The following is a 20723-nucleotide window of genomic DNA, read 5'->3' on the forward strand; positions in this document are numbered from 1 at the left end:
AGAATTAGAGCTTTATAGTTTAAATATAATTAAATTTACTTATGTTGTTTTAGTATAGATAAGAAAGCTTATTCTAATAAACTAAATAATACTTTTGATTGCCGAACCCGCAATATAAGTTTCAACCACTGTGCGGTCATCTCCCATCGTCAGCATCAGGAAAAGCTCTTCCGTCAGACTGGTGACGACTTCCATCTTAAGTGCCATTGCGGGCGTGGATGCTGCATTTAGCACGGTAATATCCGCATCCGTGCCAGCTTCCAGAGTGCCGATGCGATCAACCATGGATAGAGCTTCGGCATTGCCGCGGGTCATCAGGTACCAGCTTTCCAGCGGGTTCAAACGTTCTCCCAGCAGTTGCTGAATTTTGTAGGCTTCGTCCATGGTGCGCAGCATGGAATAGCTCGACCCGCCGCCGATATCGGTGGCGACAGCGATACGAACAGGCTTTTCACGCCGTTGCAGCTTCTTCATCGGGAACAGGCCGGAGCCGATGAACAGGTTGGAGGTGGGGCAATGCACGGCCACCGCGCCGGTTTCCGAGAGCACATCGGCTTCACGATCCGACAGGTGGATGGCGTGGCCCAGCAGGGTCTTTTTGCCCATCAGGCCGTAACGGACATAGATATCCGTGTAGTCGATGGCCTCTGGATAAAGCTCGCAGGTGTATTTGATCTCGTCCAGATTTTCGGAGAGGTGCGTCTGGATGAAGAGAGCGGGAAACTCCAGCGCCAGAGCCTGTGCTGCTTCCATCTGCTTTGGTGTCGAGGTGATGGCAAAGCGCGGCGTGATGGCAACGTGGTTGCGGCCTTTGCCGTGCCAGTCGGCAATGACCTGCCGGGTTTCATCGTAACCAAGCTCCGGCGTATCCAGCAGCCTTTGTGGCGCGTTGCGGTCCATCATGACCTTGCCGCCCACCATCAGCATATTGCGCTTCATGGCTTCGGCAAAAAAGGCATCTGCGGAGGTCTTGTGGACAGAGCAATAGGCCGCTGCCGTGGTGGTGCCGTGGCGGATCAGCTCATCATAGAAATGGGTGGCTATGCGCTGCGCATGCGCGCTTTCCACGAAACGGCATTCCTCCGGGAAGGTGTATGTATTGAGCCATTCCAGAAGATTGGCGGCATAGGAGCCGATGACCTGCATCTGTGGAAAATGCATGTGCAAATCGATGAGGCCGGGCACGATGAGGTGAGGGCGGTGGTCCTTTTCCTCGATGTCTTCAGGCGCTGACTTGCGGATATCCGTATAGTCGCCAATGGCGCTGATCTTGCCGTTTTCCAACAGCAGACCGCCGTCTTCGATGTAGAGGTAACTGGCCGTATCGTCGATTGAGAGCGGCGCGCGGTTGAAGCTTAGAAGTCGTCCGCGCAGCAGAAGCATGCTCATTCTGTTTTTCCTTGGGACATGGCGCTCTCATACCAAGCGGTCAGCACCTTGCGTTCTTGCGGCGTGATCGCCGTGATGTTGCCGGGGGGCATCGCATGGCTGCGGCCTGCCTGTAAATAGATTTCCCGCGCATGCGAAGCAATTTGCGCATCGGTTTCCAGTTTGACCGACTTCGGGGTGAAGGGCACGCCCTCCCACACCGGTTCTGCCGCATGGCACATGGAACAGCGGCTCTGCACCACATCGCGCGCCGAGGCGAAATGCACATCGGCTGCGAAAAGCTGCTGCGTGGAGGAAAGCTTGGCTGCTTTTTCTTCCTGCTCGCCGGTCAACACCTTCGGCACGGTGGAAAGCCACATGATGACGATGAAGATCAGCGCTGTGACCAGCCATGTCCATGTGGGTCTGCCCTTGCGGGCGTGGGTGGTGTTGAACCAGTGGCGGATGGTGACGCCCATCAGGAACACCAGCGCCGCAATGATCCAGTTGAACTGCGTCGCAAAGGCCAGCGGATAATGGTTCGACAGCATGAAGAAGATGACGGGCAGGGTCAGGTAGTTGTTGTGCAGTGAGCGCTGCTTGGCGATGCGGCCATATTTCGGGTCCGGCGTGCGACCGGCGATGAGGTCGGCGACGACGATCTTCTGGTTGGGAATGATGATCATGAAGACATTGGCCGACATGATGGTGGCGGTAAACGCGCCCAGGTGCAGGAAGGCGGCGCGACCGGTGAAGATTTGCGTATAACCCCAGGCCATCGCTACCAGTGCGATGTAGAGCACCGCCATCAGGCCCCAGGTGTTATTGCCGATGGAGGATTTGCACAGCAGATCGTAAAACACCCAGCCGATGGCCAGCGACGCCAGCGACAGACAGATGGCCTGAAACTGCGTTAGTTCCAGCACGGAGTGATCGATGAGAAACAAATCCGCGCCGCCATAATAGACGACACAGAGCATGGCGAAACCGGAGAGCCATGTGGCGTAGCTTTCCCATTTGAACCATGTCAGATGTTGCGGCATCGAGGCTGGCGCGACCAGATATTTCTGCACATGGTAGAAACCGCCGCCATGCACCTGCCACTCTTCGCCATAAACACCCGGCGGCATATTCGGGCGCTTCACCAGACCCAGATCCAGCGCGATGAAATAGAAGGACGAGCCAATCCAGGCAATGGCGGTGATGACGTGCACCCAGCGGACGGCAAAGGCCATCCATTCCCACGCAATGGCATATTCGTACATTATGTTCCCCTGACGTTGCACTGCACTGTGCGAGAAATTCGACCGTCAGAAAAGAGGGAACCTGCGAAACCGACAGATTTGTTGAGGGTAAACAGTGGCCCTCACGTCTCTGTCGGAAACTCTTCCTCTATCCACTCGCTGAACGCTTTGATCTTGGCAACCTTGCGGCGGCCTTCCTGATAGACGATCCAGTAATCATGCCCATCATTGCAGACGAGGTCGAAAGGTTGAAGCAGGCGACCGGAGGCTATGTCTTCGGCAAAGTGCACGGGATTGACGATGGCGACGCCATGACCCGCGATGGCCGCTTGCGCTTCAAGATTCTGGATGCCGAAATCGCTGCCAGTTCGAGTGTCGAGATCGGTTTCCGTCACGCCCGCTTCCGCAAACCAGTGTTTCCACCAGCGGTCATTCGGGCTGACAATTGGCAGTTTCAGAATATCGCCCGGATGCTTCAAACCGCCGATAGTGGCCGCCAGCTTCGGGCTGACGACCGGGGCGAAATCCAGCCGCATGATGCGACGACCGATGACGCCCGGCCAGTCGCCTTTGCCCCAGCGAATGCCTATATCGACATTGGTGTGGGCGAAATCCACGATTTCGTTGGACAGGCACAGTTGCAACGAGATTTTGGGGTAGCGTGCCTGAAACACGCCCAGGCGCTTGGCCAGCCATTGATGCGCAAATGTCGTGGTGCATGAGATGACGAGGACATCCTCCGTTCTGGCGCGAGCCTCTTCCAATGCCGTCGCCAGAATGCCAAAGGCTTGCGTCGCGCGGCCTGCCAGCAATTCGCCCGTCTGGGTCAGAGCCACCTGCCGTGGCTTGCGCAGAAACAGCGGCGCGCCGACGAAGTCTTCCAGCAATTTGATCTGGTAGCTGACTGCCGTCTGCGTCATGCCAAGCTCTTCGCCAGCCTTGGTGAAACTGAGGTGACGGGCGGCACTTTCCAGCACACGCATGGCATTCAAGGGAACGTTGCGGGACAGTTTCATGGATAAGTTCTCTTTATCCGTATCGTCGGAAGTTTCATTGGTTTTTCCATGAAAACAGGTGCATTCCTTCTCCATAGCATCAAAAGAACTTTGGAGAAATGATATGCGTACAGCCGCTTTCAGCGTCTGGCCACGGCTATTTGCGCGTGCCTGGATTTTGGACTGGTTTTCCAAGACATCGGTCCAAGTGAGTCCGTCTCAGGAAGATGAAATGCAAGACCACATCAAGCGCGATCTTGGCCTGCTGGATGGTCGCGATCAGATCGGGCCGGGGCGGGCGCGGCAAAGCGATGAATTGCGTGAAGCACTTCGGATGCTACCAAGGTCGCTATGACGGCGGGGCGTTTGTCTTTGACGACATTGCCGCCGATGGGCAGAACCAGTCGCTCCAGCGCCGATGTCGAGACGCCTTCACGCTCCAGCCAATGCGCAAAGGTGGCGCGTTTGGTTTTGGAGCCGATCATACCGACATAGGCCAAGTCGTCGCGGGCGAGCGCTTCCTTGGCGATCAGAAAATCCAGCGCGTGGTCATGGGTGACGATGATGATCGTGCCGCCTGCCGGAATGGTTTGCACTATTGCCTCGGGCATGGCGGTGAGGTGGGATGACACGGTTTCAGGCAGCCCCGCCAATTCCTCACGCCGTGTCTCGATGACGGTGATAGAGAGGGGGAGGAGGGCCAATGCCTGCGCCAGAGCCTTGCCGACATGACCAGCGCCGAAAATGAAGACAGCGGGTTGGGCCTGATGCTCTTGCATGAGCCGCTGCTTGAGGCCTTCGGCAATTGCGGGCGTGACCTTGGTGAACGTCAACAAGGTGCGCCCGCCGCAGCATTGACCGATTTCCGGGCCGAGCGGGATGTCTATGGTGTCAATGGAAGTCTTGCCTGCCAGCATGGCGCGGGCGTGGTCGATGGCCATATATTCGAACTGCCCACCGCCAATGGTCTCCCATATCTCGGTTTTCGAAACGAGCATGAAGGTTCCGGCTTCTCTTGGGGCGGAGCCTTTGACGGAGCTGATTTCGATGAGGATGGTGGAGATTGATTCGTCGAGAAAAGTGGAGATGGGGGTGTCAGGCATGGGCGTTGGCCTTGGTGCCCGCGAGCCCCCTCTGGCCTGCCGGCCATCTCCCCCACAAGGGGGGAGAAACCGTGAGGTGACGGCTTTGCTTCAATAGTAGGCGGGTGAATGAGGGACGGAGGGAGCGCGGCATATCTTCTCCCCCTTTGTGGGGGAGATGGCCGGCAGGCCAGAGGGGGCTTTGCCGCAAACTCAAGGCTTGCCTCATCACCTCACACCTTCCTCAACCGCTCCACCGCCATCAGCACCCTCTCAGGCGTTGCGGGCGCGTCCAGCCTCGGGCAGACCTTGTAATCCGCAACGCTGGCCACCGCCATCGACAGCGCTTCCAGCACCGAAATCGCCAGCATGAACGGCGGCTCGCCTACGGCCTTCGAGCGGCCAATGGTGGGCTCGGCGTTTTCGGCCCATTCTGCCAGCTTCACGTCGAAGATTTTCGGACGGTCGGAGGCGAGGGGGATTTTGTAAGTGGAGGGGGCGTGGGTGCGCAGGCGGCCCTTGGCATCCCACCACAATTCTTCAGTCGTGAGCCAGCCCATGCCCTGAATGAAGCCGCCTTCGACCTGGCCGATATCGATGGCTGGGTTCAGCGATTTGCCGACATCGTGGAGAATGTCGGTGCGCTCCATCATATATTCGCCGGTCAGCGTATCGATGGAGACCTCCGAGACCGATGCGCCATAGGCGAAGTAATAGAAGGGCGTACCTTTGCCTGCGGCCCGGTCCCAGTGGATTTTCGGCGTCTTGTAAAAGCCTGCAGCGGAAAGCTGGACGCGGGCGAAATAGGCCTGTTTAATGAAGTCGTTAAAGCCGATTTCTTCCGTCCCTACGCGAACGCGGTTCGGCAGGAACGTGACTTCGTCTTCGCCTACGTTCCATTTTTCCATCGCGAATTTGACCAGCCGCTCCTTGATCTGGCGGGCCGCATCATAGGCGGCCATGCCGTTCAAGTCCGTGCCGGAAGAGGCGGCAGTCGCGGATGTGTTCGGCACCTTGCCTGTTGTGGTCGCAGTGATCTTGACGCGGTCGATATCCACCTGAAACGCATCGGCAATGACCTGCGCGACCTTGGTGTAGAGGCCCTGGCCCATCTCTGTGCCACCATGGTTGAGGTGGATGGAGCCATCATTATAGACGTGTACCAGCGCGCCTGCCTGGTTGAAGGCGGTCATAGTGAAGGAAATGCCGAATTTCACCGGCGTCAGCGCAATGCCCTTGCGGATAATAGGGCTGGTCTTGTTGAACGCGATGATCGCCTGTCGCCGCGCCTGATACTCGCTGGACGTCTCCAGTTCTTCGACGATGCGGGCGATGATGTTGTCTTCGACCTCCTGATGGTAAGGGGTGGTCGTGCGGCCCGAACCCTGCTGGCCATAGAAATTCAGCTTGCGGATTTCCAGCGGGTCTTTGCCCACCGCATAGGCGATTTCCTCTATGAAGCGTTCCGCCCCCAGCATGCCCTGCGGGCCGCCGAAACCACGGAAGGCCGTGTTGGAAACCGTGTGCGTTTTCAAGGGCTTCGATTGCAGTTTTACATGCGGATAGAAATAGCTTGAATCCGCGTGGAACAGTGCGCGGTCGGTGACCGGACCGGAAAGGTCGGAGGAAAAACCGCAGCGGGCGGCATATGTGGCGTCCACCGCGTGGATGCGGCCTTCGTCATCGAAACCCACCTCGTAATCGACGCGGAAGTCGTGGCGCTTGCCGGTTGCGGTCATGTCTTCATCGCGGTCAGGGCGCATTTTGACGGCACGGTTCAGCTTCTTGGCGGCGATGGCGCAGAGTGCGGCAAACTGGTTGCCCTGCGTTTCCTTGCCGCCAAAGCCACCACCCATGCGCCGCACCTGCACGGTGACGGCGTTGGATGGCACCTGCAGAATGTGGCTGACGATGTGCTGGATTTCGCTGGGGTGCTGGGTGGAACTCCAAACAGTCACTTCATTGTCTTCGCCCGGCACCGCCATGGCGATGTGGCCTTCGAGATAGAAATGTTCCTGCCCGCCAATGCGCATCGTGCCGGTCAGGCGGCGCGGTGCGACATCCATTTCCAGCTCTGCCTCGCCACGTTGGAGCGTCATGCCGGGGGTGACGAGCGGTTCGCCATTTTCCGTGGCGCCGTCGATATCGCTCCAGTGCGGTAGATGGTTGTAGGTGATCTTCGCCTTGCGCGCTGCTTTACGGGCAATATCGCGGGTTTCGGCAAACACGGCAAAGATCGGCTGGCCGTGAAATTGCACCAGCTTTTCCGCCAGCAGCGGCTCGTCGTGACAACCGCCGGAGGAAACATCGTTTTCGCCGGGCACATCCTTGCCCGTCATCACCCAGAGAACGCCGGGCGTGGCTTCCACCTCGGACAAGTCCATCGCGATAATTTCGGCATGGGCGCGATCCGCCATGCCGATGGCACCATGGATCATGCCCGCCGGTTCGGGAATATCATCGATATATTCGGCACTTCCGGTGACATGCTTGTGCGCTGAATCATGCCGCAGGGAGCCATGCATCTTGCCATCGACAACGGTTTTGGTGCGCTCGAAGGTGTTGGTGTCCATGGCTCAGGCCTCCCTTTCTGTTTGAAAGGTAGAACAAACCTCTCCCTCATTCCTGTGCTTGTCACAGGAATCCAGCCACGGCGCGTCTGCGCCGTGAATGAGTCTTTCGCGCCCAAAGACTTGGGCGCACTGGATTCCTGTGACAAGCAAAGGAATGAGGGGGAGAGCGGATTGACCGTTTTTCATCATCACGCCATCTCCTCGAAGCGCTGCAATTCCTGGCGCTCGCCGGATGTCTCAAGGAAGAACCGTGTCAGCAGGTTCTTCGCCGTCAACATCCGGTACTCTGCCGTCGCGCGCCAGTCCGTCAGCGGCTGGAAATCCTCGTCGATTGCATCGCGGGCAGCTTCGATGGTCTCCATGGTCCAAGGCTGGCCCATCAACGCTTCTTCCAGCTTCGCAGCACGTTTCGGCGTTGCAGCCATGCCGCCGAAGGCGATGCGGATGTCTTCGACACTGCCTGCGTCATCTAGCTTCAGATAATAGGCGGCGCAAAGTGCGGAGATGTCCTCATCGCGGCGTTTGGAAATCTTGTAAACAGCGTAGTGCACATCGTCAGACGGGATCGGCACGACAATCTTTTCCACGAACTCGCCAGAGAAACGATCCTGCTTGCCATAGTCGATGAAGTATTTTTCGAGCGGCATGGTCCGGCTGCCGGATGAGGAGCGCAGCGTCAGCGTTGCGCCAAGCGCGATCAATGCCGGTGGCGTATCGCCGATGGGTGAGCCGTTGGCGATGTTGCCGCCGATGGTCCCCATATTGCGCACCTGCTGGCCGCCGATGCGGTCGATCAGGCGGGCAAAGGGCGGAATGTGCTTTGCGAGAACTGTGAAGGCATGGCTGTAAGTCACGCCAGCGCCTATCGAAATTCCGTTATTCTTGACGGATATGGATTGCAGCTCGCTGAGGTGATTGATGAAGATGACCGGGTTCAGCGCCCGCATCTGCTTCGTGACCCACAGGCCGACATCGGTGGAGCCTGCAACGATGGTGGCCTTTGGCTCGGCAGCATAGGCGGTGGCAAATTCCGACAGGTTGCCGGGAATGATCGTGCGACAGTCATCCTTGGTGACGGTGATCGTCTCGTTGAGCGGAATGGCCCAGAGGCGGGACATGATGCTGGCGCGGTCGCGTTCTATCGGGTCGAACAATGTGCTTGGCTTGGCAGCTGTCACGCTTTCGGCGGCGCGGATGATCGGCTCATAGCCGGTGCAACGACAGAGATTGCCCTGCAAGGCTTTTTCGATATCGGCGCGCGATGGCTTGTTGCTGGTCAGCCAGAGGCCATAAAGCGACATGACGAAGCCGGGCGTGCAGAAGCCGCATTGCGAGCCGTGATAATCCACCATCGCCTGCTGCACCGGGTGCAAAACGCCGTCCTTGCCGGCTAGATGCTCAATGGTGACGATATGGGTGCCGTGTAGCGAGCCCATGAAGCGAATACAGGCATTGACGGTTTCATAACGCAACGAACCATCCATCAGCCGTCCGACCAGCACGGTGCAGGCGCCGCAATCGCCTTCGGCGCAGCCTTCCTTGGTGCCGGTCAGTCTCTTTCGCAGCCTCAGATAATCGAGCAGCGTTTCCGTCGGGCCGAAATCCCTGAGAGAAACGGTCTCGTTATTGAGGATGAAGCTGATTGCGTCTTTCATGCCATGCCTTCGTATGCTTGTCGTTATTGGGCGGTCCAGCCGCCATCGATGGAAATATGCGTGCCGGTGATCTGCTTGGCCGCATCGCTGGCCAAGAAAACCGCGGTTGCTGCGATATCCTCGACCGTCACAAATTCCTTCGTTGCTTGCAGCCGCAGGAGAACGTCGTTCTTCACCTCGTCCTCGCTGATGCCGCGTGCCTTGGCCGTATCGGGTATCTGCTTTTCCACCAGAGAGGTCAGCACATAGCCGGGGCAGATGGCATTGACGGTAATTCCGGTTTCTGCCAGCTCCAGCGCTGCGGATTTCGTCAGGCCGATGATACCATGTTTTGCCGCCACATAGGCAGATTTAAACGGCGAGGCGACGAGACCGTGGGCAGAGGCGATGTTGATGATGCGGCCTTTTCCCGCCTCTTTCATCAGTGGAATAACAGCCCGCATGGTGTGGAAGGAACTGGTTAGATTGATGGCGATGATCTGGTCCCACTTTTCCGGCGGAAACTCCTCCACCGGGGCCACATGCTGCACACCGGCATTGTTGACCAAGATGTCCACCGCACCCATTTTCTCGTGTGTGGTTTTGATCAGGTCGGCGATTTCGTCGGGCTTGGTCATGTCGGCGGGGTGGTAAAGAACGCGGGTGCCGCTCTCGGCCTCCATCAAAAGGCGTGTGTCCTCGATTTCATGCTCATCGCCGAAGCCGTTGAGCATGACGTTGCAGCCATCATTCGCGAAGGCCTGCGCGATGGCCAGACCAATACCGCTGGTAGAGCCGGTTACTATAACAGTTCGATGCATGCGTTCCCCTTTTTACCCAACGTTGCAACGCTTTACATCAGGTTATGCTTAAACCGGGGGAACTGGCAATCGGATTTCACAACAGCGCGCACTTGCCGTGGCTTGACTTTACGGGCTGCTCATATTGTGTTGCGCGACATTGATTTCCGGGAGGCATGAATGGGCGGCTATATTCTCGCCATCGACCAAGGCACGACATCGACGCGTGCCATTGTTTTCGATGGTTCCATGCAGGTGGCAGGAACGGGACAAAAGGAGTTCCGCCAGATTTTTCCAAATTCGGGCTGGGTGGAGCATGACCCGGAGGAAATCTGGGAAAGTGTCGTCTGGTCCATCAAGCAGGCACTTGAAAAAGCCAAGCTGAAAGCCTCCGACATCGCTGCCATCGGCATCACCAACCAGCGCGAAACTACGCTGTTGTGGGAACGCGACACCGGCAAGCCGCTGCACAATGCCATTGTCTGGCAAGACCGGCGCACCGCCAAGCTGTGTGAAAAGCTGAAGAAGGAAGGTCACGAAAAGGCCTTCGTCAAGAAAACCGGTCTGCTGCTCGACCCGTATTTTTCCGGCACCAAGCTGTCCTGGCTTCTCTCCAAGATCAAGGGTGCGCGCAAGCGGGCCGAAAAGGGCGAGCTTTGCTTCGGCACGGTCGATACGTTTCTCATCTGGCGGCTGACGGGCGGGAAGTCTTTCGTTACCGATGCCACCAATGCCTCGCGCACGCTGATGTTCAACATTGAAAAGAATGTGTGGGACAAGCAGCTTCTGGAAATCCTCGACGTGCCGCCATCGGTTTTGCCTGAAGTGCTGGATTGCGCCGCCGAATTCGGCGTGGCGGATGAGGAACTGTTCGGCGCGCCGATCCCGATTCTTGGTGTGGCGGGCGATCAGCACGCTGCCGTTATCGGGCAGGCCTGTTTCGAACCCGGCATGCTGAAATCCACCTATGGCACCGGCTGCTTTGCGCTTCTCAACACCGGCGAAGACATGGTTCGCTCCAAGAACCGGCTGTTGACGACTATTGCCTACCGGCTAGATGGCAAGACGATCTATGCGCTCGAGGGCTCCATCTTTGTCGCAGGTGCCGCCGTGCAGTGGCTTCGGGACGGGCTGAAGGTCATCGGTTCCGCTTCGGAGACTGGTGCGTTGGCGGACAAGGCAGACCCTGCGCAGGATGTTTATCTGGTGCCGGCCTTCGTTGGCCTCGGTGCGCCGTGGTGGGACGCTGATGCACGCGGGGCGATGTTCGGGCTGACGCGTGGCACAGGTCCGGCGGAATTTGCGCGCGCGGCACTGGAAGCCGTTTGCTACCAGACCGGTGATCTGCTGGATGCCATGCACAAGGACTGGAAGAACGCCAATGGCGATACGGTTCTGCGCGTGGATGGCGGCATGGTGGCCTCCGACTGGACCATGCAGCGCCTGTCCGACCTCATCGACGCGCCGGTGGACCGCCCGGTCATTCTGGAAACGACGGCACTGGGTGCCGCCTGGCTTGCGGGCAGCAAGGCGGGTGTCTGGCCTGACATGAAGGCGTTCGCCAAAAGCTGGTCGAGGGATCGTCGTTTCGAGCCGAAGATGGATGATGAGACGCGCGAACGCAAAACGAAAGGCTGGAAGAATGCCGTGCGCAGAACGCTCAGCCATAGCTAAAAATGCTGAGTTATAGTTATTGCTAAAATGCGATATGGTGTTTGCTGCCACAGGGGGAGGGACAGCGGATGCCGAAGATCGCAGAGCATGAATTGTCACTGAGCCGGATCATCAATGCGCCGCCGGAAAAGGTTTTCCGGGCGTGGGCAGACCCGGATTTGCTCATTGAATGGTGGGCGCCACTGCCTTACCGGACATCGCATGCCGTCATAGACATGCGCCCCGGTGGCGCCTTCAACACCACCATGCATGCCCCCACGGGCGAAATATACGAAAATCTCGGTATCTTCCTCGATGTGGTCGCCAATCAGCGGCTGGTCTTCACTGATGCCTTCCGCGAGGGCTGGGTGCCAGGGGATCGTCCTTTCATGACGGGTTATGTGACGTTTGAGGACGCCGGAAACGGCGCGACGAAATATGTGGCGCGCGCTCTGCACTGGACGGCTGAAGACATGCAGACCCATCGCGAAATGGGTTTCGAAGAAGGTTGGAATGCCGCCGCCGAGCAGATGGAAGCACTGTTGCAGCGCCTGTGATGCCACTTGAAAGGGTTGATGAAGAGATCGCAACGGCGTCTGCAAGCCGTTGATTTTCGATTCTCTTTCCAGCGATGCCTTCGAAGAGGCAGTTCCGGATTTTCGATTTGCCTCGGCCGGTTTCTATGCCTATCTCTCAATGAGCGTTATCGAGGATTTGGCATGGAACTTGGTCTTTACACATTCGCGGATGTCGATCCGAATGCATCGACGGGAAAGGGGCCGGAAGGTGCGCGGCGTCTGAAGAACCTGATCGAGGAGATCGAGCTTGCCGATCAGGTGGGGCTGGACGTCTTCGGCCTAGGTGAGCATCACCGCCCGGACTATGCCATTTCCTCGCCTTCCACCGTGCTGGCCGCAGCTGCCGTCAAGACGAAGAACATACGATTGACCAGCGCGGTTTCCGTCTTGAGTTCGGATGATCCCATTCGCGTCTTCCAGCAGTTTTCGACCGTCGATCTTCTGTCCAACGGGCGGGCGGAAATCATGGCCGGACGCGGCTCGTTTATCGAGTCCTATCCGCTGTTCGGGTATAATCTGGAAGACTATGACGAGCTGTTCAGCGAAAAGCTGGACCTGTTACTGGCGCTTCGGGAAAAGGAAATCGTGACATGGTCCGGCAGCAAGCATCCGCCGATCAACGGGCGAGGGGTCTATCCACGCCCCTTGCAGGAACATCTGCCGATCTGGATTGCCGTGGGTGGAGCGCCGCAATCCGTCGCCCGCGCGGGTGCCATGGGTCTGCCGGTCGCTCTTGCCATCATCGGCGGTGAATATCGCCGTTATGCGCCGCTGTTTGATCTTTACCGGGAAGCGGCGCGTCGCGCCGGTCAGGATGCGGCAAAGCAGAAGACGAGCATCAACGTGCACGGCTTCATTGCAGATACCACCGACAAGGCAGCCGATCAGTTCTACGGCCCGCAGGCCGAAGTCATGAACCGGCTGGGTCGTGAGCGCGGCTGGGGGCCGACCAACCGAGCCCAGTACGATGTGGCACGGAGTGCCGAGGGCAATCTTTTCCTTGGAGAGCCGGAACTGGTGGCGGAAAAGATTATCAAGGCGCACGGCGCGTTCAAGAATGACCGCTTCCTGTTGCAGATGGCCATCGGCCTCATGCCGCATGACCAGATCATGCGCGGTATCGAACTTTACGGCACCAAAGTCGCGCCGATCGTCAGAAAAGAATTGACTGGCAGTGCCGATAGGGTGAAAGCCACGGCCTGAATGGAGAAAGGTCAGTTGCCGGGGCGGCTGACCGAAGCACGGAACGACCATGGTTATTTCCACCGAAGAAGAACTTACGAAGCTCAAGGATGTTGGGCGTATCTGCGCTTTGGCGATGCAGACCATGGCCGACGCTCTGGAGCCTGGCATCACCACGCTGGAGCTGGACGCGATTGGACGCAGGGTGCTGGAAGGCAACGACGCGCAGTCAGCACCGGAGTTCTGCTATCAATTTCCCGGTGCGACCTGCATCAGCGTCAACGAGGAAGTGGCCCACGGCATTCCAGGCCCACGGATCATCAAGGCGGGTGATCTCGTCAACATCGATGTGTCCGCGGTCAAGGACGGATTTTTCGGCGATACCGGCTCGTCCTTTGCCGTTCCGCCGGTGAAGAAAGAGATCGACCGGCTGTGCCGGGACGGCAAGCGCGCCATGTGGACGGGTCTTCAGCAGATCAAGTCGGGTCGCCCGCTGGCCGATATCGGCAATGCCATCGGCGCGTTTGCCAAGAAGAACCGTTACACGCTGATCACCAACCTTGCCAGCCACGGCATCGGTCGCTCGCTGCACGAGGAGCCGACCGAGCTTGCCACATGGCCAGACAAGGACGAAACCCGCATCATGACCGAAGGCCTGGTGTTTACGGTCGAGCCGTTCCTGTCCATGGGCGCTTACTGGGCCGAAGATGGCGACGACGACCCCTGGACGCTGTTCAGCGACCCCAGCGCGCCGACCGTGCAGTTCGAGCATACGGTGGTGGCAACCAAAAACGGCCCGCTTATTCTCACGCTTGCCGAGTAATTTTTGCCCTTTGTAGGCCTTCCGTAAGTAAAGGTTTTGTAATGTACAGCCGTGCGAACACCAATCTATCTTACATCTTCGTAAGTTAGCGCTTGCCGCATTGCTGTGCACAAATTTCTGGCCTAGTTTCCCACCAAACTGCTTCGCCAATAATGGCTGACCCCAACTCGCGAGAGTTTGTACCGTGTTTCATTCCTTCTTCCCAAAACCCAAACTGTTTTTCACGTCTGCTGTCATCTGGGCCTTCGTCGCTATTTTTGGCTGGTACTTCGTATTTCAAGCCCTCGGGGACTCTCTTGGGTATGTGATGCCGGAGCAGGAGCCATACGATCTCAGCTATTTCGTTGTGCCGGCCAACTTGTATTTCTATGCTTATCTGGCTGTTTGCCTTGGCTTGTTCGGCGCGGTTTGGACGGTGATCGCACGAGATCATCCCTGGAAATACTGGTCCATATGGGGTTCGTTGCTGATTATCGCAGTTACATATTTTGGCGTTCAGGTGACGGTGGTCATCAACAACTTCAGACGACCCTTTGGTGATCTTCTTCAGAACGCGCTTTCCAAGCAGCCTGGAATAACTGCATGGGATTTCTACAGCTTGCAGATTATTTTTGCGAAGCTGGTGTTCTTCAGCATGGCGGTTTCGATCCTGACGGACTTCTTTACCAGCCACTACGTTTTTCGTTGGCGCACGGCGATGAACAACTTCTACATGTCGAAGTGGGACAAGCTGCGCCATATCGAAGGCGCATCGCAGCGTGTTCAAGAAGATACAATGCGATTTTCGGCCACCGTTGAAGGACTTGGCATCACGCTCATCAACTCAGTGATGACGCTCGTCGTCTTTCTTCCAATTCTGTTCGCCCTTTCAAGCTATGTCTCGGAGCTTCCTATCATTGGTGAAGTTCCTCACGCTCTCTTCTGGCTAGCAATCCTGTGGTCAGCGTTCGGAACGATTCTGCTGGCAACGGTCGGTATTAAATTGCCGGGCCTCAACTTCCGGAATCAACGTGTGGAAGCTGCCTACCGAAAAGAGTTGGTCTATGGTGAGGATCATGCCGAGCGCGCCGATCCCGTGACCGTGAAAGAACTTTTCGGAAATGTTCGAAAAAACTATTTCCGTATGTATTGGCACTATCTCTACTTCAACGTCGCCCGCTATTTCTACATTCAGGCTGATGCCGTTTTCCTGCTTTTGATGCTCGTTCCAACGATCGTGGCAGGCAAGATCACCTATGGTATTTACCAGCAGATCGCCACGGCGTTCGGTCAGGTCAGTAATTCATTCCAGTACTTGGTCAATTCTTGGACGACGATCATCGAGCTTCTGTCCATCCACAAGCGTCTGAAAGCCTTCGAGGCAGCTATCGACGACAAACCATTGCCTGAAATCGACCAGCGCTACCTGAAGCGCGAGGCCGAAGGCGGAGAAATGGCTGCCAACAAGCCGACGTGACATAAAAAAGGGTGGCCATGCGCCACCCTTTTTTCTTGAAGGATGGAGCGCGGCGTTTATCCCTCGGATTTCTGCGCCCGCCGGGCCTCGATCATCGGCATCGCCTCGGCGTAGCTGACGCAGGCCACGTCTTCCTTGTGGCACACTTCACGCAGCAACCGTTCAAAGGCGTTCCAATAGGCGCCGCCGTTCATCCTGACGAAGTGGAAGCCAAGCTGGAGGGGAATGCGCTCGCCGTCATATTGCTTGTCGAACGCCGCGCGGAAAGCTTTATAAGCGCGCTCTTCGAATTCGGCTGATTTTTCCCGGTTCTCGATGGCCATCGAGTGGCGCACGAAAAGATTGTAGTCCATGGCGATGATCTGCCGGTCGTTCGGCCCCTCCGGGATGAGGGGAAGGCCAAAGTGTTCGATGCCATCTTTCTTCGCAGGCCAGGCGGGACCTTTGGTAATGCTCGTCGCGTCGTAGACGAAACCGTGTTTCTTCTGGGCTGTCGTCAGGGCGTCGCTCTGCGATAGATAGGGCGCGCGAAAGCCGTTGATGCTCTTGACGAAATCCCGCCAGCCTTGCGGTTCCTCGCCCTTCTTGCCGATCATCTGCCAGGCATTTTCCAGCGTACTGGTAAAGGTCGTGAACTCCGCGTCCCATTGTTCCGCTGTCCAGTTGCCGCCATCGAAATGTCCGCAGGTGTGATTGGCGATTTCGTGGCCTTCCTGCTTAGCTTCCCAGATGTGGTGGAGGCGGGTTTCCACCTCCTCGATGGACTGGCCAAAGCCGACATTGGAACGACCGGTCTTCTGGCCCGGACCCTGATAGCTCTTGGCGCTGGTCCTACGATCCATCACCAGCGTACAGGCTAGAAAATAGGTGAAGTGTGCGCCCACGTCCTTGGCCGTCGCGCGGCTGCGCTCCCAAAGCGAATTATCGCCAGCGCCGTCAAAGGAGACCATCACAAGCTGTTTCGGCTTCTCCGCAGGCTGCGCGAAGGCTGGCAAGGCAACGGAAATGGACAAACTCAAAACGGCAAGGCTACGAAACATCATTGACCACTTTTTTGAAAGGCAGGGGTCTTTTGACGCGGCATTAAGGCGAAGCTTTGATTTGTCTGGCAATTTCAGGCTTTTGGCCATAATTCACTAACGCGCCTTTTTCCACATCCTGCTGGGAGCATTGCCAATGTTGCTGCTGATCGTCTGTCTTGTCTTCTTTTTTGCCACGCATTCCCTGCGGTTCATCGCGCCCGGTTGGCGTGAGAGCATGATCGCGCGTCTTGGCACCGGTACATGGAAAATCGTCTACTCACTGGTCAGTATTCTCGCCATCGCGCTGGTTGCCTATTCCTTCGGCGAAGCACGGCAGGTGACGGGAATGCTTTACAATCCGCCGATCTGGATGAGCCATATAGCGCTCACTCTGATGCTGTTTGCGATGATCTGTCTTGCGGCCAGCTGTCTGCCCGCCGGTCATATCGTTGCTAAGACCAAACATCCGCTTGTTCTTTCTGTGAAGATCTGGGCCACGGCGCATCTTCTTGCCAATGGCGAGACGTCGTCGGTCATTCTCTTCGCGTCCTTTCTTGCCTGGGGCGTTGTGATGCGCATTCTCTTGAAACGACGTGCGCGTGCCGGCGAAGTCGTCAGCCGCTCCTTCGTTTCGGCACGATATGATGTCGCTGCCATTGCGCTTGGCATCGTCCTTTGGGCGGCCTTCATCTGGAAGCTGCACGAATGGTTGATTGGCGTGCAGCCGCTCGCAATGTGAGAAAGTGACTTTTCCCCTTACATATAAGGGAAAATAGGCTAGAAGGCCGACCAATGATCGTGGTTGGCCTTTTTGCTGATCGCGACAAGGGCATTGGCATGTCCGCAGACCGGATGAACGGCAAGTGTTCCGGTGCGGGTAACGGAGAATTCAATGGCGAACGAGAATGACAGCTTCATCCGCGAAGTGAACGAGCAGATCCGCTCTGAGCAACTGAGCAATTTCTGGGGACGCTACGGAGTTGTCGTCATCGGCGCTGCGGTGCTGATCGTGCTCGGTGCGGTGGGTGCCGGTGTCTATGAATACTGGAATACCAGCCGCGCCTCCTCCTCCGGGGATCAGTTCGCAAGCGCCCTGAAGCTCGCGCAGGAAGGCAAGAACGATGAGGCGCTCAAGGCGTTTTCCGATCTGGAAACTGCCGGTCACGGTTCCTATCCGGTTCTGGCCAAGTTCCGTTCGGCAACGCTTCTGGCACAGAAGGGTGACACAGCAGGCGCAGTTGCCGCTTTCACCGCCATTGGCGATGACAACAGCGCGCCGCAGGTCTTCCGCGATACCGCAAAGGTTCGTGCCGCCTGGTTGCTGGTCGATACGGGCACGTACGAGCAGGTTTCCGCTCAGGCCGAAGTGTTGACGGGCGAGGGGCAGGCCATGCGCAATTCCGCGCGCGAGGCGCTTGGTCTTTCGGCCTATAAGGCAGGCGATTTCGTCAAGGCGAAGCAGTGGTTCGAGCAGATCACCGCAGACGTTCAGGCACCGCGCAACGTGACAAGCCGCGCGCAGATCATGCTCGACAATATTGCCGCTTCCGGCAAGGCCGCGTAAATTCGCGCCTTGGTTCTTCAAGTAAGGGTTCTCCCATGAGCTTCACCGTCGCCATCGTAGGACGTCCCAATGTCGGCAAGTCCACGCTGTTCAACCGTCTGGTTGGCAAGAAGCTGGCGCTTGTTGACGATACGCCGGGCGTGACCCGCGACCGCCGCCCCGGCGACGCGAAGCTGGTGGATTTGCGCTTTACCATCATCGATACAGCCGGTCTGGAGCAATCCGGGCCGGACACGCTTCAGGGCCGTATGTGGGCACAGACCGAAGAGGCCATCGAAGAGGCTGATCTCACTTTGTTCGTGGTGGATGCCAAATTCGGCCTGACACCTGCTGACCAGACGCTGGGCGAAATGCTGCGCCGTCGTGGCAAGCCCGTGGTGCTGGTGGCCAACAAGTCCGAAGCGCGCGGCTCCGATGGCGGCTTCTACGATGCCTATACGCTGGGCCTCGGTGAACCTTGCCCGATTTCTGCCGAACACGGCCAGGGCATGATCGATCTTCGTGATGCCATCGTTGCCGCCATTGGCGAAGACGTGGCGTTTCCGCCGGAGGACGATTTCGACGAGGCCGAAACCGATGTCGTTCTGCGCCACGGCGACCTTGATGGCGAGGAAGACGAGGACGAAGAAGAGCCTGTCTACGATGAGACCAAGCCGCTGCGCGTGGCGATCATCGGTCGCCCGAATGCTGGCAAATCCACGCTCATCAACCGCTATCTCGGCGAAGAGCGCCTGCTGACCGGCCCGGAAGCGGGCATTACTCGCGACAGTATTTCGGTTGAATGGGACTGGCGTGGCCGCACCATCAAGATGTTCGATACGGCTGGCATGCGGCGCAAGGCCCGCGTGACGGAGAAGCTGGAAAAGCTCTCGGTTGCGGATTCGCTGCGCTCCATCCGCTTTGCGGAAACCGTCGTCATCGTGTTCGATTCGACCATTCCGTTCGAAAAGCAGGATTTGCAGCTGGTTGATCTTGTCATCCGTGAAGGTCGCGCCGCCGTGCTTGCCTTCAACAAGTGGGATCTGGTTGAAGACCCGCAGGCATTTCTCGCCGATCTGCGTGAGAAGACCGAGCGACTATTGCCGCAGGCGCGCGGCATTCGTGCCGTGCCCATGTCGGGCCACACGGGCTATGGTCTTGACCGGTTGATGCAGAATATCATCGACACCGACAAGATCTGGAACCGCCGCATCTCCACCGCCAAGCTCAACAAATGGCTGGATGCGCAGGTCACGCAGCATCCGCCACCGGCTGTGTCCGGTCGTCGTTTGCGCTTGAAATACATGACACAGGTCAAGGCCCGCCCGCCTGCCTTCATGATTTCCTGCACGCGTCCGGAGGCCATTCCGGAATCCTACACGCGCTATCTTGTCAACAATCTGCGCAAGGACTTCGACATGCCGGGCGTCCCGATCCGCGTGCATTATCGTGGTTCGGACAATCCGTTTGAGCACAAGGCGAAGAAGAAGCGGTAGGCTTCATCGACGGAGTGAAACTCATGGCGGACATTCCAATCCGTTGTTTCGCGGTATCGGTTGTCATTATCCGCCATGCATCCACCGGCCATCAGGTGTTGTTGCTCCGCCGGAACCAAACTTTGGTTGGAGAATGGTGCCAGATTGTCGGCGGTATTGAAGATGGCGAAACTGCGTGGCAGACGGCGTTGCGAGAGGTGAAGGAAGAGACGGGACTGGTGTGCCAGCACCTGTATTCCGGCGACATCTGCGAGCAGTTCTACGAGGCAGATCGCAACGCAATCAGCCTGCTGCCGGTTTTCGTCGGAGTTGTCGATGCCTATGCGGAAGTCACGATCAATGAAGAGCATAGTGAATTCCGTTGGGTGTCCTTCAACGAGGCGTTGACCATGTTGCCTTTCGCGGGCCAGCGCAAAGTGATCCGGCACATTGAGGCAGAGTTCGTTCAACGCAGTCCATCGAAATATCTGCGCATTCAAACACCGTAGCCCGTATCGCTTAAAGCGGCTCGCAGCATCGCTCCGTGCACGCATCGACAATACTTTTTAGGAACGATCATGCTGATCAAGCAGACCGATTATCATCGCATCTACCGCGTCATCAACAGCCTGCTGATCAACGAGAATGCCGATCCCGCGACCGCGTCGATGTATTTCAGCACGTTTGGGGCCTTCATTCTGGAGCACCATTACAAGGTGAAGGCGAAGCCAAAAGGTGGGCTTGCCGCCTATAACCTCGATGGCACACTCATCCTCTTTGCGGACCATCGCGAAGATGGACATGTGACGGGTGCGGGTGAGAATTTTCATTGTTGGGTGGAGGCGGATGGCTGGGCAATCGACTTCATGGCACCAGCGTTTTCGCAGACTGCGCGTGAGCTAGCCGTTCCCGCAAAGATGTTTCAGCGACCCTTGGCCTCCATGGCGCCTTCCATCAACGAGTTGGTGCGGTCGGGTGATTTCTTCTACAAGTCCGAACCTGATGCGACAGCCAAGCGCTTTGCCGATTGGCGCAAGCACGCCATGATCGGTGATCTGGCATCGATTGCCGCAGGCTGGTTTAGCAAGTCGCCGAAGCAGATGCAGACGTCCATATCGGTCAGCGACAGCAGAGGAGCAGACCGGACTATTCTCTTGACGGGTAATGCTTTGACAGGGGCGTGGTGATGGCGGGTAAAGAGGACGGCCAGCGTAATCTCGCGGCAACCGCCTGACGTCAATCAGCAGCCCGACCCCGCTCTATAGATAGCGGCAGTCGCATCCCGCTCGCCTTGT

18 protein-coding genes are annotated in these 20723 nt (G+C 57.5%); 10 read left to right on the forward strand and 8 right to left on the reverse strand.

Annotated elements, in window-relative coordinates; all coding sequences use genetic code 11:
• Window positions 1-81 precede the first annotated feature (81 nt).
• The 7 genes from guaD to ASF29_RS03765 all read right to left on the reverse strand — a co-directional run bounded on the left by guaD (window position 82) and on the right by ASF29_RS03765 (window position 9717).
• Entirely contained in the window at window positions 82-1389 is a 1308-nt protein-coding gene (guaD, locus tag ASF29_RS03730) for a guanine deaminase (RefSeq protein ID WP_062448736.1), read from the reverse strand.
• The gene (gene puuD / locus ASF29_RS03735) at window positions 1386-2633 is read right to left on the reverse strand and encodes a urate hydroxylase PuuD (protein ID WP_062448738.1); all 1248 of its coding nucleotides are present in this window, start codon (window positions 2631-2633) and stop codon (window positions 1386-1388) included. The genes guaD and puuD overlap by 4 nt, the downstream gene beginning before the upstream one ends.
• Before the next feature lie 101 nt (window positions 2634-2734).
• Window positions 2735-3628 (reverse strand): LysR substrate-binding domain-containing protein, encoded by an 894-nt coding sequence (locus ASF29_RS03740; protein WP_062449015.1) that lies wholly within the window; start codon window positions 3626-3628, stop codon window positions 2735-2737.
• A gap of 224 nt (window positions 3629-3852) precedes the next feature.
• Window positions 3853-4710, reverse strand: coding sequence for a xanthine dehydrogenase accessory protein XdhC (gene xdhC / locus ASF29_RS03745; RefSeq protein WP_062448739.1), 858 nt, complete (start codon window positions 4708-4710; stop codon window positions 3853-3855).
• A 212-nt stretch (window positions 4711-4922) separates the two neighbouring features.
• Window positions 4923-7262, reverse strand: coding sequence for a xanthine dehydrogenase molybdopterin binding subunit (gene xdhB / locus ASF29_RS03750; protein ID WP_062448741.1), 2340 nt, complete (start codon window positions 7260-7262; stop codon window positions 4923-4925).
• 188 nt (window positions 7263-7450) lie between these two features.
• Window positions 7451-8917 (reverse strand): xanthine dehydrogenase small subunit, encoded by a 1467-nt coding sequence (gene xdhA / locus ASF29_RS03760; RefSeq protein WP_062448745.1) that lies wholly within the window; start codon window positions 8915-8917, stop codon window positions 7451-7453.
• Between the two features lie 23 nt (window positions 8918-8940).
• Window positions 8941-9717 (reverse strand): 3-hydroxybutyrate dehydrogenase, encoded by a 777-nt coding sequence (locus ASF29_RS03765; RefSeq protein ID WP_062448746.1) that lies wholly within the window; start codon window positions 9715-9717, stop codon window positions 8941-8943.
• 159 nt (window positions 9718-9876) lie between these two features.
• Between ASF29_RS03765 and glpK the strand changes: the two genes are divergently transcribed.
• The 5 genes from glpK (at window position 9877) to sbmA (ending at window position 15388) form a co-directional block, all read left to right on the forward strand.
• Complete coding sequence (gene glpK / locus ASF29_RS03770; RefSeq protein ID WP_062448748.1) at window positions 9877-11370, forward strand: glycerol kinase GlpK; 1494 nt, start codon at window positions 9877-9879, stop codon at window positions 11368-11370.
• 68 nt (window positions 11371-11438) lie between these two features.
• On the forward strand, window positions 11439-11906 hold the full coding sequence (locus tag ASF29_RS03775) for an SRPBCC family protein (RefSeq protein ID WP_062448750.1): 468 nt from the start codon (window positions 11439-11441) through the stop codon (window positions 11904-11906).
• A 162-nt stretch (window positions 11907-12068) separates the two neighbouring features.
• Entirely contained in the window at window positions 12069-13130 is a 1062-nt protein-coding gene (locus ASF29_RS03780; protein WP_062448751.1) for an LLM class flavin-dependent oxidoreductase, read from the forward strand.
• 49 nt (window positions 13131-13179) lie between these two features.
• Window positions 13180-13932 carry a type I methionyl aminopeptidase gene (gene map / locus ASF29_RS03785; RefSeq protein WP_062448753.1) on the forward strand — a complete coding sequence of 251 codons (753 nt, stop codon included), beginning with the start codon at window positions 13180-13182 and terminating at the stop codon, window positions 13930-13932.
• A 184-nt stretch (window positions 13933-14116) separates the two neighbouring features.
• Complete coding sequence (sbmA, locus tag ASF29_RS03790) at window positions 14117-15388, forward strand: peptide antibiotic transporter SbmA (RefSeq protein ID WP_062448754.1); 1272 nt, start codon at window positions 14117-14119, stop codon at window positions 15386-15388.
• A gap of 56 nt (window positions 15389-15444) precedes the next feature.
• On the opposite strand, the gene ASF29_RS03795 is transcribed toward sbmA, so the two are convergent.
• Window positions 15445-16428 (reverse strand): polysaccharide deacetylase family protein, encoded by a 984-nt coding sequence (locus ASF29_RS03795; protein ID WP_062449017.1) that lies wholly within the window; start codon window positions 16426-16428, stop codon window positions 15445-15447.
• A gap of 136 nt (window positions 16429-16564) precedes the next feature.
• On the opposite strand from ASF29_RS03795, the gene ASF29_RS03800 reads away from it, so the two are divergent.
• The 5 genes from ASF29_RS03800 (at window position 16565) to ASF29_RS03820 (ending at window position 20615) form a co-directional block, all read left to right on the forward strand.
• The gene (locus tag ASF29_RS03800; RefSeq protein WP_062448756.1) at window positions 16565-17149 is read left to right on the forward strand and encodes an NnrU family protein; all 585 of its coding nucleotides are present in this window, start codon (window positions 16565-16567) and stop codon (window positions 17147-17149) included.
• 153 nt (window positions 17150-17302) lie between these two features.
• Window positions 17303-17974: a tetratricopeptide repeat protein gene (locus ASF29_RS03805; RefSeq protein ID WP_062448758.1), complete on the forward strand. Its 672-nt coding sequence runs from the start codon at window positions 17303-17305 to the stop codon at window positions 17972-17974.
• A 35-nt stretch (window positions 17975-18009) separates the two neighbouring features.
• On the forward strand, window positions 18010-19449 hold the full coding sequence (gene der, locus ASF29_RS03810; RefSeq protein ID WP_062448760.1) for a ribosome biogenesis GTPase Der: 1440 nt from the start codon (window positions 18010-18012) through the stop codon (window positions 19447-19449).
• A gap of 23 nt (window positions 19450-19472) precedes the next feature.
• Complete coding sequence (locus ASF29_RS03815) at window positions 19473-19937, forward strand: NUDIX domain-containing protein (protein ID WP_062448762.1); 465 nt, start codon at window positions 19473-19475, stop codon at window positions 19935-19937.
• Window positions 19938-20006: 69 nt separating this feature from the next.
• Window positions 20007-20615: a DUF2026 family protein gene (locus ASF29_RS03820; RefSeq protein ID WP_062448764.1), complete on the forward strand. Its 609-nt coding sequence runs from the start codon at window positions 20007-20009 to the stop codon at window positions 20613-20615.
• The last annotated feature ends 108 nt before the right edge of the window (window positions 20616-20723 follow it).

Origin of the sequence: Rhizobium sp. Leaf262, from assembly GCF_001422245.1 — a bacterium.
Classification (GTDB): Bacteria; Pseudomonadota; Alphaproteobacteria; order Rhizobiales; family Rhizobiaceae; genus Agrobacterium.

Bases quoted from the DNA above. Each gene is read 5' to 3' on its own strand.
- glpK (WP_062448748.1), top strand. From the start codon at position 9,877: ATGGGCGGCTATATTCTCGCCATCGACCAAGGCACGACATCGACGCGT.
- guaD (WP_062448736.1), bottom strand. From the start codon at position 1,389: ATGAGCATGCTTCTGCTGCGCGGACGACTTCTAAGCTTCAACCGCGCG.
- ASF29_RS03805 (WP_062448758.1), top strand. From the start codon at position 17,303: ATGGCGAACGAGAATGACAGCTTCATCCGCGAAGTGAACGAGCAGATC.
- ASF29_RS03740 (WP_062449015.1), bottom strand. From the start codon at position 3,628: ATGAAACTGTCCCGCAACGTTCCCTTGAATGCCATGCGTGTGCTGGAA.
- ASF29_RS03795 (WP_062449017.1), bottom strand. From the start codon at position 16,428: ATGTTTCGTAGCCTTGCCGTTTTGAGTTTGTCCATTTCCGTTGCCTTG.
- ASF29_RS03815 (WP_062448762.1), top strand. From the start codon at position 19,473: ATGGCGGACATTCCAATCCGTTGTTTCGCGGTATCGGTTGTCATTATC.
- map (WP_062448753.1), top strand. From the start codon at position 13,180: ATGGTTATTTCCACCGAAGAAGAACTTACGAAGCTCAAGGATGTTGGG.
- ASF29_RS03820 (WP_062448764.1), top strand. From the start codon at position 20,007: ATGCTGATCAAGCAGACCGATTATCATCGCATCTACCGCGTCATCAAC.
- ASF29_RS03775 (WP_062448750.1), top strand. From the start codon at position 11,439: ATGCCGAAGATCGCAGAGCATGAATTGTCACTGAGCCGGATCATCAAT.
- puuD (WP_062448738.1), bottom strand. From the start codon at position 2,633: ATGTACGAATATGCCATTGCGTGGGAATGGATGGCCTTTGCCGTCCGC.
- xdhB (WP_062448741.1), bottom strand. From the start codon at position 7,262: ATGGACACCAACACCTTCGAGCGCACCAAAACCGTTGTCGATGGCAAG.
- ASF29_RS03780 (WP_062448751.1), top strand. From the start codon at position 12,069: ATGGAACTTGGTCTTTACACATTCGCGGATGTCGATCCGAATGCATCG.
- xdhA (WP_062448745.1), bottom strand. From the start codon at position 8,917: ATGAAAGACGCAATCAGCTTCATCCTCAATAACGAGACCGTTTCTCTC.
- xdhC (WP_062448739.1), bottom strand. From the start codon at position 4,710: ATGCCTGACACCCCCATCTCCACTTTTCTCGACGAATCAATCTCCACC.
- ASF29_RS03765 (WP_062448746.1), bottom strand. From the start codon at position 9,717: ATGCATCGAACTGTTATAGTAACCGGCTCTACCAGCGGTATTGGTCTG.
- der (WP_062448760.1), top strand. From the start codon at position 18,010: ATGAGCTTCACCGTCGCCATCGTAGGACGTCCCAATGTCGGCAAGTCC.
- ASF29_RS03800 (WP_062448756.1), top strand. From the start codon at position 16,565: ATGTTGCTGCTGATCGTCTGTCTTGTCTTCTTTTTTGCCACGCATTCC.